The sequence below is a fragment of the Azospirillum sp. B510 genome (assembly GCF_000010725.1).
Classification (GTDB): domain Bacteria; phylum Pseudomonadota; class Alphaproteobacteria; order Azospirillales; family Azospirillaceae; genus Azospirillum; species Azospirillum lipoferum_B.
The window spans coordinates 544,407-559,328 of record NC_013854.1; the positions used below are offsets into that span (position 1 = coordinate 544,407).

At 70.2% G+C, this 14,922-nt stretch carries 13 protein-coding genes, 1 pseudogene and 1 riboswitch; of the genes and pseudogenes, 3 read left to right on the top strand and 11 right to left on the bottom strand.

Going from position 1 to position 14,922, the window contains the following annotated elements; genetic code table 11:
* Nucleotides 1-298: 298 nt before the first annotated feature.
* Nucleotides 299-346 (top strand): annotated as a pseudogene (locus AZL_RS36805) (hypothetical protein); the annotation flags it as partial.
* Nucleotides 347-484: 138 nt separating this feature from the next.
* Nucleotides 485-712, top strand: coding sequence for a hypothetical protein (locus AZL_RS36725; RefSeq protein WP_042442398.1), 228 nt, complete (start codon nt 485-487; stop codon nt 710-712).
* A gap of 303 nt (nt 713-1,015) precedes the next feature.
* On the opposite strand, the gene AZL_RS02525 is transcribed toward AZL_RS36725, so the two are convergent.
* The 8 genes from AZL_RS02525 to AZL_RS02560 form a co-directional block, all read right to left on the bottom strand.
* Nucleotides 1,016-1,945 (bottom strand): metal ABC transporter solute-binding protein, Zn/Mn family, encoded by a 930-nt coding sequence (locus AZL_RS02525; RefSeq protein ID WP_012973103.1) that lies wholly within the window; start codon nt 1,943-1,945, stop codon nt 1,016-1,018.
* 52 nt (nt 1,946-1,997) lie between these two features.
* Complete coding sequence (locus AZL_RS02530; protein WP_012973104.1) at nt 1,998-2,882, bottom strand: metal ABC transporter permease; 885 nt, start codon at nt 2,880-2,882, stop codon at nt 1,998-2,000.
* Complete coding sequence (locus AZL_RS02535; RefSeq protein WP_012973105.1) at nt 2,879-3,643, bottom strand: metal ABC transporter ATP-binding protein; 765 nt, start codon at nt 3,641-3,643, stop codon at nt 2,879-2,881. Before AZL_RS02535 ends, AZL_RS02530 begins: the two co-directional genes overlap by 4 nt.
* Nucleotides 3,644-3,763: 120 nt before the next feature.
* Nucleotides 3,764-4,462 carry a DUF1826 domain-containing protein gene (locus AZL_RS02540; protein WP_012973106.1) on the bottom strand — a complete coding sequence of 233 codons (699 nt, stop codon included), beginning with the start codon at nt 4,460-4,462 and terminating at the stop codon, nt 3,764-3,766.
* A 169-nt stretch (nt 4,463-4,631) separates the two neighbouring features.
* Entirely contained in the window at nt 4,632-6,812 is a 2,181-nt protein-coding gene (locus tag AZL_RS02545) for a TonB-dependent receptor (RefSeq protein WP_012973107.1), read from the bottom strand.
* A 103-nt stretch (nt 6,813-6,915) separates the two neighbouring features.
* Nucleotides 6,916-7,995: a FecCD family ABC transporter permease gene (locus AZL_RS02550; protein WP_012973108.1), complete on the bottom strand. Its 1,080-nt coding sequence runs from the start codon at nt 7,993-7,995 to the stop codon at nt 6,916-6,918.
* The gene (locus tag AZL_RS02555; protein ID WP_012973109.1) at nt 7,992-8,987 is read right to left on the bottom strand and encodes an ABC transporter substrate-binding protein; all 996 of its coding nucleotides are present in this window, start codon (nt 8,985-8,987) and stop codon (nt 7,992-7,994) included. Before AZL_RS02555 ends, AZL_RS02550 begins: the two co-directional genes overlap by 4 nt.
* A gap of 71 nt (nt 8,988-9,058) precedes the next feature.
* Nucleotides 9,059-9,886, bottom strand: coding sequence for an ABC transporter ATP-binding protein (locus AZL_RS02560; protein ID WP_012973110.1), 828 nt, complete (start codon nt 9,884-9,886; stop codon nt 9,059-9,061).
* A gap of 122 nt (nt 9,887-10,008) precedes the next feature.
* A riboswitch (cobalamin riboswitch) is annotated at nt 10,009-10,230 on the bottom strand.
* Between the two features lie 430 nt (nt 10,231-10,660).
* Between AZL_RS02560 and AZL_RS02565 the strand changes: the two genes are divergently transcribed.
* On the top strand, nt 10,661-11,611 hold the full coding sequence (locus tag AZL_RS02565; protein ID WP_042442400.1) for an MBL fold metallo-hydrolase: 951 nt from the start codon (nt 10,661-10,663) through the stop codon (nt 11,609-11,611).
* Between the two features lie 43 nt (nt 11,612-11,654).
* Here the strand turns inward: AZL_RS02565 and tyrS are convergent, their stop codons facing one another.
* From tyrS to radC, 3 genes are all read right to left on the bottom strand, one after another.
* Complete coding sequence (gene tyrS / locus AZL_RS02570; protein ID WP_012973112.1) at nt 11,655-12,917, bottom strand: tyrosine--tRNA ligase; 1,263 nt, start codon at nt 12,915-12,917, stop codon at nt 11,655-11,657.
* A gap of 235 nt (nt 12,918-13,152) precedes the next feature.
* On the bottom strand, nt 13,153-13,812 hold the full coding sequence (locus AZL_RS02575) for a YcbK family protein (RefSeq protein ID WP_012973113.1): 660 nt from the start codon (nt 13,810-13,812) through the stop codon (nt 13,153-13,155).
* A 128-nt stretch (nt 13,813-13,940) separates the two neighbouring features.
* Entirely contained in the window at nt 13,941-14,891 is a 951-nt protein-coding gene (gene radC / locus AZL_RS02580; protein WP_247894255.1) for a RadC family protein, read from the bottom strand.
* Nucleotides 14,892-14,922 lie beyond the last annotated feature (31 nt).

Consider the following 14,922-nt stretch of genomic DNA (forward strand, 5'->3'; position numbering starts at 1 on the left):
GAGTGGTGGATCGATCCGGAGGGGGCGCTGGACCGGCTCGACGCCGCGCTGAAGGAGGCCTTGGAACGGTCCACGTGCCGAAGCGGTCGCCGCGCCTGTGACGGCGGAGGCGCCGGATGTGGTGCTCGATCTGGGGGCGGACGGAGAGGATGGCTCCGACGAGGCCGAGACCCCGATGGAAACCGAGGACGACCAAGCGGCCTATGGCGGGGAGTATCGGCGGACGGATTTCGGCGCCATCGCCGGCATCGATCCGGACCGGTTCCAGGAGAACGACTATTCCGCCATTCTCAAGGAGATGGTGTTGCAGGTCGTCGCGGCGGAGGCGCCGATCCGCGACAGCCTCCTGGTCGAGCGCATCGCCCGCGCCCATGGATTCAAGCGTTCCGGCCGCCAGATCCGGGAGCGGATCATGGCGGTGGCGCGCGGTGTCGCCCATGTCGAGACCGAGCATACCGGCGCCAGCTTCGTCTGGCCGGACGCGATGGTGGTCGCGGCGTGGGAAACGGCCCGGTTTCCCAACACTGGCGCTGATGTCCGATCCATCGAGGACATCGCCCTGCCCGAGCTGTCGGCCGCCATCCGCGGCTGCATCGATGTCGACGATCCGCTGACGGGTGCGGCCCGACAGTTCGGCATCAGAAGGCTGAATTCAGCGGCCCGCGACCGGCTAAAGATGGCGAAGCCGCTCGAGGGGCATATCAGGGAGTAAGGGCTTGTGTCATGGCAAGTCAGTTCTGCCGCCTCTCCACGGCTGTTTGAACGGGGGGGCTACCAAGATACCGCGACGAAGCCTTATGGCGCGTTCGGTAAAGGCCAAATCCTGCCCCGCAACCAAATCAAGCCAGCAATCCCCAGGGGTTGCTGGCTTTTTCGTTGTCATAGTCCTATCCCATGGTGCTGCGGATGCCCGTGTCGGCAATGGCCTGTCCGCGGCCATGGTCCATGACTCGAAAGGGCCGGACGGGGCGGGTCTGACCCGCTCCCGTCCGGCCTCCTCATCCCCTCCGCATCGTCAAGAGCTGGGCGCCAGAGCCTTGACGAATTGCTGGAGGTTCTGACGCATCATGTCGATGTAGGTCGCGGCAGGGCCGTCCGCCGGCGACAGCGCGTCGGAATAGACCCGTCCGCCGATGCGCGCTCCGGTTTCCCGGCTGATCTGTTCGAGCAGGCGCGGGTCGGCGATGTTCTCGACAAAGACCGCCTTGATCCTGTCCTTCTTGATTTGGCGGATCAGCTTGGCGATGTCGCCGGCCGCCGGTTCCGCCTCGGTCGACAGGCCGACCGGGGCGAGGAAGGTGACGCCATAGGTCTTGCCGTAATAGCCGAAGGCATCGTGCGAGGTGACGATCTTGCGGTCCTTGCGCGGAATCGGCTTCAGCGCCGTCTTGATCTCGGTCTCGACCGCGTCGAGCTTGGACCGGAAGGCGGCGTGGTTGGCGCGCAGCGCGTCGGCCTTGTCGGGGGCGACGGCGATCAGCCCCTTCAGGATGTTGTCGGCATAGATCCTGGCGTTGGCGACCGACTGCCAGGCATGCGGGTCGAAGGCATGACCGTGCTCATGCCCATGGTCATGATCATGCCCGGCCTCCTCATGTTCCTCCTCGCCGGCGATCGGCTTGACGCCGGTGCTGGTGACGGTGATCGGCCCCTTGTAGCCCGACGCCTTGACCAGCCGGTCCATCCAGCCTTCCATCCCCAGCCCGTTGGTGACGACGAGGGCGGCGCCGCTCAGCGCGCGGGCATCGGCCGGAGTCGGCTCATAGACATGGGCGTCGCCGTTGGGGCCGACCAGCGTGGTTACCGCGACCTCGTCGCCGCCGATCTGGTGGACCATGTCGCCGAGGATGGTGAAGGTGGCGACCACCTTGACCGGCTCGGCCAGGGCGGGAAGGGCGAACAGCGCCAGGGCCGCCGCCAGCGAGGCGGCGAATGTGCGTTTCATTGGGGGAACTCCAGGGAAAGGACCTTGGGGGAAGCGGAGCGGGCCATCGGGGTCAGGCCTCCAGATGGCGGCCGGGAAACCAGCGGATGCGCAGGCTGCCGACCCGGCCCAGGGACAGGGACAGCAGATAGCCGGCCCCGGCGACCAGGACGATGGCCGGGCCGGACGGCAGGTTCAGATGGTAGGACAGCAGCAGCCCGCCGACGCCCGAGGCGAAGGCCAGCGCCATGGCGGTCAGCGCCAGGGTGGTGATCCCCTCCGCCCAGAAGCGGGCGGACGCGGCGGGAAGCATCATCAGGCCGACCGCCATCAGCGTGCCGAGCGCCTGGAAGCCGCCGACCAGATTGAGCACCACCAGCACCAGGAAGATCAGATGGCAGACGGCGCCCAGCCGGCCGCGCGATCCGCCAACCGCACGCAGGAAGCCGGGGTCGAAGCATTCCACCACCAGCGGGCGGTAGAGCAGGGCCAGTGTCAGCAGCGTGGCGGTGGCGATGCCGGCGACCAGCAGCAGCCCGTCGTCGTCGACCGCCAGGATGGTGCCGAACAACACATGCATCAGGTCGATGTTGCTGCCGCGCAGCGAGACGATCAGCACCCCGCCGGCCAGCGAGATCAGGTAGAAGGCGGCGAAGCTGGCGTCCTCGCGCAGCGAGGTCACCCGCGACACCAGCCCGGCCAGCAGCGCCACCGCCAGCCCGGCGAGGAAGCCGCCGATCCCCATCGCCCACAATGACAGGCCGGCGGCGAGAAAGCCGATGGCGGCGCCCGGCAGCACCGCATGGGACATGGCGTCGCCCATCAGGCTCATCCGCCGCAGCACCAGCATCACCCCGACCGGGCCGCAGCCCAGCGACAACGCCAGGCAGGCGGCGAGCGCGCGGCGCATGAAGGCGAATTCCAGGAAGGGGTCGATCGCCAGTTCGGAAAGGGTCATGCCGTCGGTCTCCGGCAGGGGCCGGCCTTGTCGTCCCAGCCCTCCGCCATGGCGCGGGCGCGGGCGAGGTTGTCCGGGGCCAGCGCCTCGGCGGTGCGGCCCCAGGCGATCGGCTCGCGCGCCAGCAACAGCGTGTCGGGGAAATGGCCGCGCACCTGATCCAGGTCGTGCAGCACCGCGATCACGGTGCGCCGCTCGCCGTGCCAGCGCCGGACGATGTCGAGCAGGTCGGCCGTCGTCTTGGCGTCGATGGCGGTGAAGGGCTCGTCCAGCAGGATCAGGCGGGCGTCCTGCACCAGCATGCGGGCGAACAGCACGCGCTGGAACTGGCCGGCGGACAGGGCGGCGATCGGGCGATGCCCGAAGCCGGACAGGCCGACCACCGCCAGCGCCTCCTCCGCCCGCTCGATCAGCGCTCGGCCGATGGGGCCGAACAGGCCGACCCGCCGCCAGTGACCCAGCAGCACGGTGTCGAGCACGTCGATGGGAAAGTCGCGCTCGACATCGGCCTGCTGGGGCAGATAGGCGATGTCGGCGACGGTCAGGCCGTTCAGGGTCACCCGGCCGTCGAAGGGGCGGAGCGCGCCGACGATCGCCTTCAGCAGCGTGCTCTTGCCGGCGCCGTTCGGGCCAACCACGGCGGTCATCGAGCCCCGGCGGAATCCGCCGCTCAGATGATGGACCGCCGGATGCCGCCGGTATCCCAGCGTCAGGTCGGTCAGCCCGACCAGCGTGTCGGCCGCGGCGGCGGAGACGGACATGCTCATGCGGGGAGCCCCCATTCCAACGCCCAGGCGACGGTCAGCCAGAGCAGGACGCACAGAAGGGACGCGACGGCGATCCGCGTCGTCGCGGAGGCCGCCAGGGGCGAGCGGAAGCGGTCAGTGCTCATCATGGTCCAGGCAGAGCAGAAGACGGGGGGCTCCCGACGGGTCGGCGGGCGGCGAGCGATGGACGAGGCCGCGCCCGCGGTTGCCGGGCCATCCCTCCCCCTTCAGCAGGGCGACATGGCCGGTCCGCAGCGACTGGACGCGGCCGGGATCGGACAGCACCGCTCCGTTGTCGCCCTGGCCCAGCGCCGAACGGGTCAGGGCCTCGTCGGGCACCCACTGGGTTCCGGCGCCGTGATAGGTGCAGAGCAGGCGGAGGCCGACATGATCGACGTGGAAGAACCGGCAGCCGTCGCCCGACAGGCTCTCCAGCCGCAGCCGAACGGCGGTGCACCCGACGATGCCGGCATAGACCCGCAGCAGATGGATGATGTCGTGCAGCAGCGGCCCGTCGATCCGGCGCGGCGGCAGTGCCGCGGTCAAATCCTCCCCGGCCTGATCGGGGGAGGTCGCGAGATGGCAGGACAGCCGGTTCGCCGCGATCCGCGCCCCTTGCGCCCCCGCGCCTGCCGGCAAGCGGCGGCGCCAGACCGCCATGGTCACCTCGGAGCGGCGGATGACGGACAGGCCGCCAGCCGTGCGGCAGAAGGCGACATGACCGTCGGCGGCACCGTTCGTCCCCCGGTCCGCCGTCGACGCGGCGGCGGACCGGGAAATGACGGCGGACCGGGAATGGGGAAGGCTGAGCATGCGGTCTCGGCGGAAAAGCGAAGCTATCAAAGTAATGTTATATCATAACGTACATTGCAAGCGCGCTCTTGTGCCGCCGGGCTTCCGGGACCAGGCTTTCGGGGTCGGGCTTTCGGGGCCGGGCTCCCGACGAGAAGCCCCGAAAGCCCGGCGGCTCGGAAGTCCCCGGTCAGAATCTCATCGAGAAGGTCAGTTCCGCCGAGCGCGGCCGGCCGAGCACCCAGCTCGTCGTGTTGCCGGCGACGGCATAGACCTCGTCGAACAGGTTGAAGGCGCGCAGGCTGAGCGTGCTGGTGTCGGTCGGACGATAGTCCAGCCCGGCATTGACCACCGTGTAGGATGGACGGACGCCGCTGTTGGCGGCGTCGGCGTAGGTCTGGCCGACATACTGCACGCCGGCCCGTACTTCCCAGTCCGGCAGGAAGGCCCAGCTGGCCCAGGCGTTGGCGGTGCGTTGCGGCACGCCGGCCGGCACGTTGCCGGCATAGGAGACGGCACGGCCGCCGACGGCCTGGGTGAAGTCGTCGTATCGGGCCCGCAGCAGTGCGCCATTGACGTCCACCCTCACCCCCTCCCACAGGCCGAGCGACAGCGACGCCTCCACCCCGCGCGAGGATTGCTGGCCGATCTGCACCGTCACCCCCGGCTGGTTGGGGTCGGTGGTCAGCAGCTTGTCCTTGACGATGTGGTAGGCGGCGAGCGTCCATTCGCCCCGCCCGTCGAGGACGGATTGTTTGACGCCGACCTCGATCTGCCGCCCGGTGGACAGCGTGAAGTCCTTCTGCGCCGGCGACAGCGAGATCAGGTTGCCGACCGGATCGACGGCGGTGGCGTATTGGCCGTACAGCGCCAGACCGGGGGCCAGCTCGTACACCGCGCCGGTGCGCCAGCTGGTGGCGTGGAAATCCTTGCTGTAGGCGGTGCCCGCCGCCAGATCCCAGCGCTCCACCGTCGGGGCGTCATGGCGGATGCCGCCGACCAGCGACAACTGCGGCGTCACCGACAGCCGATCTTCGGCGAACAGCGCATATTGGCGGGTGCGCGACCGGCTGCGCGGCGAGGTGCCGGCGGTATTGAGGAACAGGCCCGGCGCCGGGTCGAAGGGGTCGACCATGCTGGAGCCGCCATAGGGTGAATTGTTGGTGTGCTTGAACTCGATCCGGTTCAGGTCGAAACCGCCGACCATCTCGTTCCTCATGCCGAACAGGCTGCTGCGCCAGGTCGCGTCGAAGCGGTCGCCGACCTGCCGCTGGTCGTGATAGATCTCGATGTAGCTGTCGCGCCGCACCTGCCCGCCGGCGGCGGTCCAGGCGTAGTTCTCCACGTCCCGCCAATGGCGGTGGCTGGTCAGTTGATAGGCGGTGTTGCGCAGGGTCAGCGCGTCGGACAGCGCCCATTCGGCCTTCAGCTGGTTCCAGTTGTCGCGATAGCGGATGTCGCTGTCGGCCACGTTGAAGTTGCGGTGGCGCAGCGCGCGGTCGAGCCGGCCGGCGATCAGCGGCGTGCCGAAATATTCCTGCGGCTCCTGGTCGCCATAATCGTTGGACAGGGTGACGGCGAAATCGGGCGTGGCCTGGAGCTTCACCGCGCCGGACACCGCCAGATTTTTCATGTCGCCGCGGTCGACCCAGCCGTTGGAGCGGTTGCCGCTGACGTCCAGCCGGTAGGACAGCGTCTCATTCACCGGGCTGCCGCTGCCGATGGCGGCGCGCCGGGTGCCGTCGGTGCCGATGCCGACCATCGCCTCGTTGCGGAACTCCGTGGTCGGCCGCCTGGGCACCACATTGACCACGCCGCCGATCGCCCCCTCGCCATAAAGGACGGAGGCGGGGCCGCGCAGCACCTCGATCCGCTCCGCCGACCATGTGTCGAAGGGGAAGGTCACGGTGCCCGACCCGACATAGAGCCGCGTGCCGTCATAGAGCTGCATCACCGAACCGTGGCCGGCGAATCCGCGCGTCGCCAGCGACGTGCCGCCATTGCCGGGGGCGCCCAGCGAGGTGAAGCCGGTGGCGTTCTGGGTGACGGCCTCGGTCACGCTGGTCTGGCCACGCTCGCGGATGGTCCGGCCGGCGATCACCTCGACGCTGGCCGGGGTTTCCAGCGGGGTGAGGTCCAGCCGGCTGCCGCCGCTGTTGGGCCGGTCGAGCGCCAATCCGGGCGCCAGTCCGGACGGGGCGGCGTCCGCCGGGCGGCCGGTCACCGTGACGGGGGCGAGCGTCAGCGGCGGGGGCGGCGGCGGGGTGGCGTCCTCGGCGTCGGCGGGGAACGGCGCGACGGAGGCGGCGACCAGAAGCAGGGTCGCCAGCGGGGCGGAGGGGCGGCGCGAGGCGAAGCGGGCGGGTGGCATCGGGTGAGTGTCTCCAGGGTGGCTTGGGAAAAGGGCATGAGGGGGCGATCCGCGAAGGCGGGGCTTCGCGGTGGGGGGATGGTTCGGGAAGCCTCGGACGGCGTCAGGGGGCGGGGCGGCGGCGCATCAGCCAGAGGAAGAAGGCGCCGCCGACCAGCGCGGTGGCCATGCCGACCGGGATTTCGCGCGGGGCGAACAGCGTGCGGGCGGCGGCGTCGACCCACAGCAGCAGCAGCGCTCCGCCGAGCGCCGCCACCGGCAGCAGCCCCCGCAGATGGCCGCCGACCAGCAGGCGGGCGATGTGGGGCAGCACCAGCCCGACGAAGCCGATGCTGCCGCAGGCCGACACCAGCGCGCCGGTCATCAGGGCGGTGACGGCGAACAGCTCCAGCCGCAGCCGTCCGGGGTCGCCGCCGAGCGAGCGGGCGGCGTCGTCGCCCAGCGCCAGCGTGTTGATCCTGTCGGCGCGCAGCCACAGCCAGCCGAGCCCGCACAAGGTGGTCAGGGCGGGGGCGGGCAGCACGCTCCAGCGCGCGGTGCCGAAGCCGCCCATCATCCAGAACAGGGCGGCGTCGGCGCTGCGGTCGGCGCTCGCGACGATCAGCGTGTTGGTGACGGCGTGCAGGATGAAGGCGACGGCGACGCCGGTCAGCACCAGCCGGTCACTGGTCACACCGCCGTCGCGTCCGCGCGCGGCGGCGAAGACCGCCAGCATGGCGGCGAGCGCGCCGAGGAAGGCGGCTGTGGGCAGGCTCAGGGACTGGCCCAGGGCCTGGCTCAGGAATTGCCAAACGCCGCCGATCACCGGCAGCGTGGCGATGGCGCCGGCGAACAGGATGACGCTCACCGCCCCGACCGAGGCGCCGGCCGACACCCCGAACAGATAGGGGTCGGCCAGCGGGTTGCGCGTCACCACCTGCAACACCGCCCCAACCGCCGCCAGCCCGGCGCCGGCCAGCGCCCCCAGCAGCACGCGCGGCAGCCGCAGCTCCCAGACGATGTTGCGCTCCGCCCGGCTGATGCCGTCCGCCGGGAAGAGGCCGGGCCACAGCTCGTGCGAGACCACCGACCAGACGGTCGGCAGCGGGATGCGGGCGGCGCCGAAGCCGACCGCCGCGACCAGGGACAGCAGCAGAATGGTCGCCAGCAGCAGGCAGAGCGGCGGAATCCGCGGGCGGCTCATGGCTGGAACAGCTCCGGGTGCAGCGTGCGGGCCATGCGTTCCAGCGCGTCGACGTCGCGTGTCGAGGGCGTCTGTTCGGCATAGGTCAGGACGATGAACTGGCGTTTGCGCACCGCCTCGACATCGGCCAGCTGCGGGGCGGACAGCAGATAGCGGATGGCGGCCTCGGCCGGGACGCGGTGGTCGCTGACGATGATCCATTGCGGGTCGCGCCGGGCCATCTCCTCCCAGCTGACCCGGACATAGCTGTCGGGGATGTCGTCGAAGATGTTGCGGCCGCCGGCCAGCTCCATCAGCAGGCTGGTCATGCCCTCGCGCCCAACCGACAGCGGGGCGGCGTCGGTGTGGCAATCGTCGCAATACATCACGCGCGGCCTTTGCGTGGCTCCGCCGATCCTCCGGGTCACCGCGGCGACGCGGCGGCGGAAATCGGCCACCATCGCCTCGGCCCGGTCGGCGATGCCGAAGATGCGGCCCAGCGCCAGCAGATCGGCATAGAGGGTGTCCATGCTGATCGGCTCGCGCCGGCCGATGCGGATGCAGCTTTCCCGCAGCGTGTAGGTGGCCACGCCCAACTCGGCGAGGCGGGCCGGGGTCAGGCCGCGCGCCTCGTTGAAGCCGTAACTCCAGCCGGCGAACAGGAAGTCGGGGTTGGCGGCCAGCACCGCCTCCAGCGTCGGGGCGCGGTCGGGCAGCTGGGGCAGGGCGGCGACCACGCCGGGCGGGGCGATCAGGTGGCGCTCGGCCCCGGCGATGCCGGACACCGCGACCAGCCGGTCGGCCAGACCGAGATCGATCATGGTCTGGGTCATGTTGACGTCGTTGACCATCGGCCGCTTGGGCGGAGCGTCGAAACGCGTGGTGTCGAAGCAGTTGGCGATCTCGACCGGATAGCCGGCCGGAGGGGTTTGGGCGAGCGCCCCCGCAGGGATGGCGGGGGCGAGGGCGAGGCCGAACGCGGCCAGGAGGGTACGGACGGGGGCTGGGGGCATGCGGGGTCCAGTCGGGAGGGCGGCGGAGGGAACGGGACTGGGGAGGCGGAACGGGGGAAGCGGAACGGGGGTCAGAGGGGCGACAGCTCGATGCGCAGCCGGCCGTCGCCGGGGTGGCGGTCGACAGTGGCGGCGACCCGGTAGACGGCGGTCAGGCGCTCGGCGGTCAGCGCCTCGTCCGGGACGGCGTCGGCCTGAAGGCGGCCATCCTTCAGCAGCAGGAGGCGGTCGCACCAGCGCGCGGCCAGATCGATCTCATGCAGCGTCATCACCACGGTGATGCCGAGCGAGCGCACCAGATCGAGGATGGCGAAGCGGTGCTGGATGTCGAGATGGTTGGTCGGCTCGTCCAGCAGCAGGATGCGCGGGCGCTGGGCCAGGGCGCGGGCGATCATCACCCGCTGCCGCTCGCCGCCCGACAGCTGTTCGACCGGGCGGTCGGCCAGGGCCGCGAGATCCAGCCGGGCCAGAGCCTCGTCGACGATGGCGCGATCCTCCGCCCCGTCTCCGGAAAAGACCGAACGGCGATGGGCCAGCCGCCCCATGGCGACCACGTCGCGCACGGTGAAGCCGAGGGCGGGGCTGCTGTCCTGCGCCTGCAACGCCAGACGGCGGGCCAACGCCGCCGGCCCGACGGCCCGCGGATCGGCTCCCTCGACGCGGATGGTTCCGGCCGAGGGGGCCTGAAGCCCGGCAAGGCAGCGCAGCAGCGTCGATTTGCCGGAGCCGTTCGGTCCGAGAATGCCGAGGACCATCCCCTCCGCGACGCTGAAGCCGATGTCAGACAGGACCGCGCGGCCGGCCAGCCGGCAACTCAGCCCCGTCACCGCGATGGCGGGGGAGCGGGCGGCCGGGCGGCCGGGGTGGGAGGCCGCGATGGGGAAAGGCGTGGGCGTCATCCGTGCTTCCTGCCGTGGCGGGCGGAGCGTGTGGGCGGACGCCTTGCGGCATGCGGGGCGGAACCGGTCGCGGAATCCGGGCACGCGCATGGCAAGCGTTCCACCGGGACACCCCGCCCGAGGACGTTGATCGTGGTGCTGGCAGGTCTCCTGGCTTGCGGGTCGTCGCCGGTCCGTCCAGCCTTCCCAGCGCCGCGAGGGGCGCCAGTGGCGGAAAATGACGGATCGGCTCGCCGCTCACAGTTGCGGGGGCAGCCCCGGTCTCGCCGCTCGGCGCGGCTCACCGGGTTCCCTCTTAGCTTCCGGCGGATGCCGCCGGAAGAACCAGAACCGGGGATAGTGATGAGCGAGCCGGCGTCGGCGGTCAAGACCGGCATGGGGGAGGCCGCGCGATTTCCCCGACCCGGTCCATGCCTGGCGGGTTCGCGGGAGTGTCGCCCGCACAGCGATCCGGAGAAGGGGTGTCGTCATGGTGGTTCGGCTGTTCGTCGCAACGGAGCATCAAAATGTTATGTTATAACATAACGTATCTGTTCGATCGGGACAGGGCAAGCGGAAGATCGTCGCAAGAATGCTCGTGCCTGCCTGGGCGACGACCCGGCTGCCATCGTCGCCCGGTTGCGTCAACCCGCCGGTCGCCGGTCTCAGTCGGCCTCGGTGCCTCAAACGCGTTGCATGGTTTCATATGAAACGATATGGTTGGCCCAACCGATCAATGGCCGGCGATCCTCCGGGAGGGCAGGGGGGCGTCGCCGGCACCTGTGGAGAAACCGGATGTCCAAGAATTTCGCCTCGCATGCCGACCTGGACGAGAAGACCGTCAGTTTCGACAAGCTGTCGGACAATGCCTACGCCTACACGGCGGAGGGCGATCCCAACACCGGCATCGTCATCGGCGACGACGCGGTGATGGTGATCGACACCCAGGCGACGCCGGTGATGGCCCAGGATGTCATCCGCCGCATCCGCGAGGTCACCGACAAGCCGATCCGCCATGTCGTGCTGTCGCATTACCACGCGGTGCGGGTGCTGGGCGCCTCGGGCTATGCGCCGGAACAGATCATCGCCAGCGAGGACACCCGCGACCTGATCGTCGAGCGCGGCGAGGCCGACATGGCGAGCGAGATCGGCCGCTTCCCCCGGCTTTTCCGCGCCGTCGAATCGGTTCCCGGCCTCACCTGGCCGACCATCACCTTCCGTGGCCACATGACGCTATGGCTCGGCTCGCTGGAGGTGCGCTTGCTGCAACTTGGCCGTGGCCACAGCAAGGGCGACACGGTGGTCTGGCTGCCCCGGGAGAAAATCCTGTTCTCCGGCGATCTGGTCGAGTATGGCGCCACCCCCTATTGCGGCGACGCCTACTTCACCCATTGGCCGGCGACGCTCGACGCCATCGCCGCCCTGGAGCCGGAGAAGCTGGTGCCGGGCCGCGGTGCCGCCCTGACCACGCCGGAACAGGTGCGGGAAGGGCTGCGTGGCACCCGCGCCTTCACTGCCGAGCTGTTCGAGCTGGTGAAGCAGGGCGTCGCCGCCGGCAAGGATCTGCGGACCGTCTACAAGGACAGCTACGCCGTGCTGAAGCCGAAGTTCGGCCATTGGGTGATCTTCGACCATTGCATGCCCTTCAACGTCACCCGCGCCTATGACGAGGCGTCGGGCCACAGCGATCCCCGCATCTGGACCGCCGAGCGCGATCTGGAGATGTGGCGCCAGCTGGAAGGCTGACGCCACCTCCTCCCGTCGGGCGGCGCCGATCAACTGGAGACGATCAGCCTGCGACAATCAGCCTGACATGGCGCTTGCGGCCGGCCGACAGCACGGCCGGCGCGGTCAGGGTCGCCGCCTCGTCGCTCACCGGCTGGCCGTCCAGCCGGGCGCCGCCCTCGCGGATCAGCCGCCGCGCCGCCCCCTTGGAGGCCGACAGGCCGGCGGCGACCAGCGCATCGACCAGCGGCACGCCGTCGGCCCCCGCCTCCCGCCGCAGGGTGATCTCCGGCAGGCCGTCGCCGCCGGGCGCAAAGGGGCTGCCGGCCGCCGCCGCCGCCTTTTCCGCCTCCGCCGAACCGTGGCACAGGCGGGTGGCCTCCGTCGCCAGGATGATCTTCGCCTCGTTGATCTCCGCCCCCTCCAGCCGCTCCAGCCGGGCGATCTCGTCCAGCGGCAGCTCGGTGAACAGGCGCAGGAAGCGGCCGACATCGGCATCCTCGGTGTTGCGCCAGAACTGCCAGAAATCGAAGGGCCTCAGCGCGTCGGCGTTCAGCCACACCGCCCCGCCGGCGGTCTTGCCCATCTTGGTGCCCGACGCGGTGGTCAGCAGCGGCGTGGTCAGGCCGAACAGCTCGCGCCGCTCGACCCGGCGGGCCAGCTCGATGCCATTGACGATGTTGCCCCACTGGTCGGACCCGCCCATCTGCAACAGGCAGCCGTGGCGCCGCGACAGCTCCAGGAAATCATAGGCCTGGAGGATCATGTAGTTGAACTCCAGGAAGGTCAGCGGCTGCTCGCGCTCCATCCGCTGGCGCACCGACTCGAAGCTCAGCATGCGGTTGATGGTGAAATGGCGGCCGATGTCGCGCAGGAAGGGCACATAGTCCAGCCCGTCCAGCCAGTCGGCGTTGTCCACCATCATGGCGTCCGCCGGGCCGTCCCCGAAGCTCATATACTGGCCGAAGACTCCGCGCAGCCCGGCGGCGTTGGCGGCGATCTGCGCGTCGTCCAGCATCGGCCGGGTGGTGTCGCGGAAGCTGGGGTCGCCGATCCTGGTGGTGCCGCCGCCGATCAGCACGATCGGGCGGTTGCCGGTGCGCTGAAGCCAGCGCAGCGCCATGATCGACAGCAGATGGCCGACATGCAGGCTGGAGGCGGTGGCGTCGAAGCCGACATAGGCGGTCAGCACCCCGCCCGGCGCCGCGGCGGCGAGGCCCGACAGGTCGTCGGCCGGATCGCTGCATTGATGGAGAAAGCCGCGCTCGCGCAGGATGCGCAGGAAGTCGGCGGCATTGGACCGGCTGGCGTTGGACTGGGTCGGCATCAGGACGTCTCCAGGGTTGGCCGGGCCGTCCGGAGACCGTCTCTGTCGGGAAGAGAACCATGGCCGCCGGACTTGCGACGGCATGGTTTCGGGTATGACCGATAAACGCCGCGCTATGGGAGCGGCGGATAATACATCGGAGAGATGGGGGCGATGCGGTCGGTCATGGCGACTTCCCTACACCGCCCTCCCGCAAAGATCCAGGGGGAACCGGGGAGATCCGGGGGGCAGGCGATCAGTTCCGGCCCAGCATCTGCCGGCGGGCCAGCGCGCGGTGCAGCTGCATGCGCTGCGACACCGTGCGCAGGCGGGTGCTGCGGGCGCCGGGGGCGAACAGCCCGTCGAGATTCTGGCCGAACATCTCCCAGCTGCGCAGCGGCCCGGTATCGATGTGCAGGAAGTGGGAGCGCGGATACCAGCCCACACCGCCGCGCTTCAGGTCGAGCGCGCTGCGGTGCGCGTCGGGCAGGCGCGCCGGCAGCGTGATGTCCAGCGCCCGGCCGACCAGATGCTGGCTGTGTTCGGCGACGCCCAGGCTGCGCGCGGCCAGCATGGCGTTGGTTTCCGGCGTGCGGAAGGCCGACAGGATGGTCGCCTTGGATTGGCCGACGGCGTCGAGGATGTCGGCCAGGAAGTCGAGCGTGCCGACGTCCACCGGCCCTTCCTTGTTGGCGCGGTGGTCGCGCAGGAATTTGGCGAGGTCGGTCATGGCGTCGGGCAGCGGGCCGGACCCGTCGCGGTAGGGGCCGTCGAAGCTCTCGCCGGTGTGTTCGTTCCTCAGGCTGAGGCGGCGCGGCGCCGCCGGGGCGGCCAAGGCCCGGTCGGACATCAGCACCAGGGCGCCGCAGCCGATCAGCAGGCTGCGGCGCTTCAGGGAGAGGGGGGAGGAGGACATGCGGTCGGTCGATTCTTTTGCGGAGGCAGCGTCAGGTCAACAAAATGGCGGCCGATTCGCAAACGCAAAGTGGCGGCGCATGGCGCGGCTGCATGAAAAGCGGGGGCGTAAGCGGGGGCGACCGCGGGTCACAACAGACGCTGCGCCTTGAAGCTGGTGTGCCGTCCGCCCTTGCCGATCACCAGATGGTCGTGGATGACGAGGCCGACGGCGTTGGCGGCGCGGACGATCTCCTTGGTCATCTCGATGTCGGCGCGGCTGGGGGTGGGGTCGCCGGACGGATGATTGTGCACCAGGATCACGGCGGCGGCCGACAGCTCCAGCGCCCGTTTCACCACCTCGCGCGGGTAGACCGGGGTGTGGTCGATGGTGCCGCGCTGCTGCACCTCGTCGGCGATCAGCGTGTTCCTGCGGTCGAGGAACAGCAGGCGGAACTGTTCCGTCGGCTCATGCGCCATGGCGGCGGAGCAGTAATCGATCAACGCCTGCCAGGAGGCGAGCGCCGGCCGGTCGATCACCCGCTGTCGCAGGGCGCGCAGCGCCGCCGCCCCGACGATGCGCACGCTGGCGACGGCGTTGTCGGTGCCGAGCGACACCCCGTCGGCCTTCAGGCCGCGCAGCCTTTCCGGCGGGGCGTTGACCACACCCCAAAGATCGCCGAAGGTCCGGATCAGCAGCTTGGCGAGCGGTCTCACGTTGCGCCGGGGGCTGACGGCGAACAGCACCATCTCCAGCAGCTCGTAATCCTCCAGCGCGTCGGCGCCGCGGTCGAGGAAGCGGCGGCGCAGCCGGTCGCGGTGGTCGAGATAGTGGGGATCGCCGTCCTCCACCCCCTCCTCGGCTCCGCCGTCCGGGGCGGTGGTCATGTCGGCGGTCATGTCGGCGGCGGCGCCGGACCCGGCGGCATCGGCATCGGTCCGGGCCTGCCGGTGGTCCGGGAATGGCAGAAGACCGGCGGTGGCGCCGGCATCGTCCATTTGCGGCTCTCCGCCCTTGCCCGCCATGCCCTTGCCCGCCATCCCGCCGGCCTTCCGGCCGCGTCCCCCCGTGCTCTGCCCTGCCATTCTGCGGTCTGCCATCGGTCATTGCCATGCGTATGTATGGCAATGA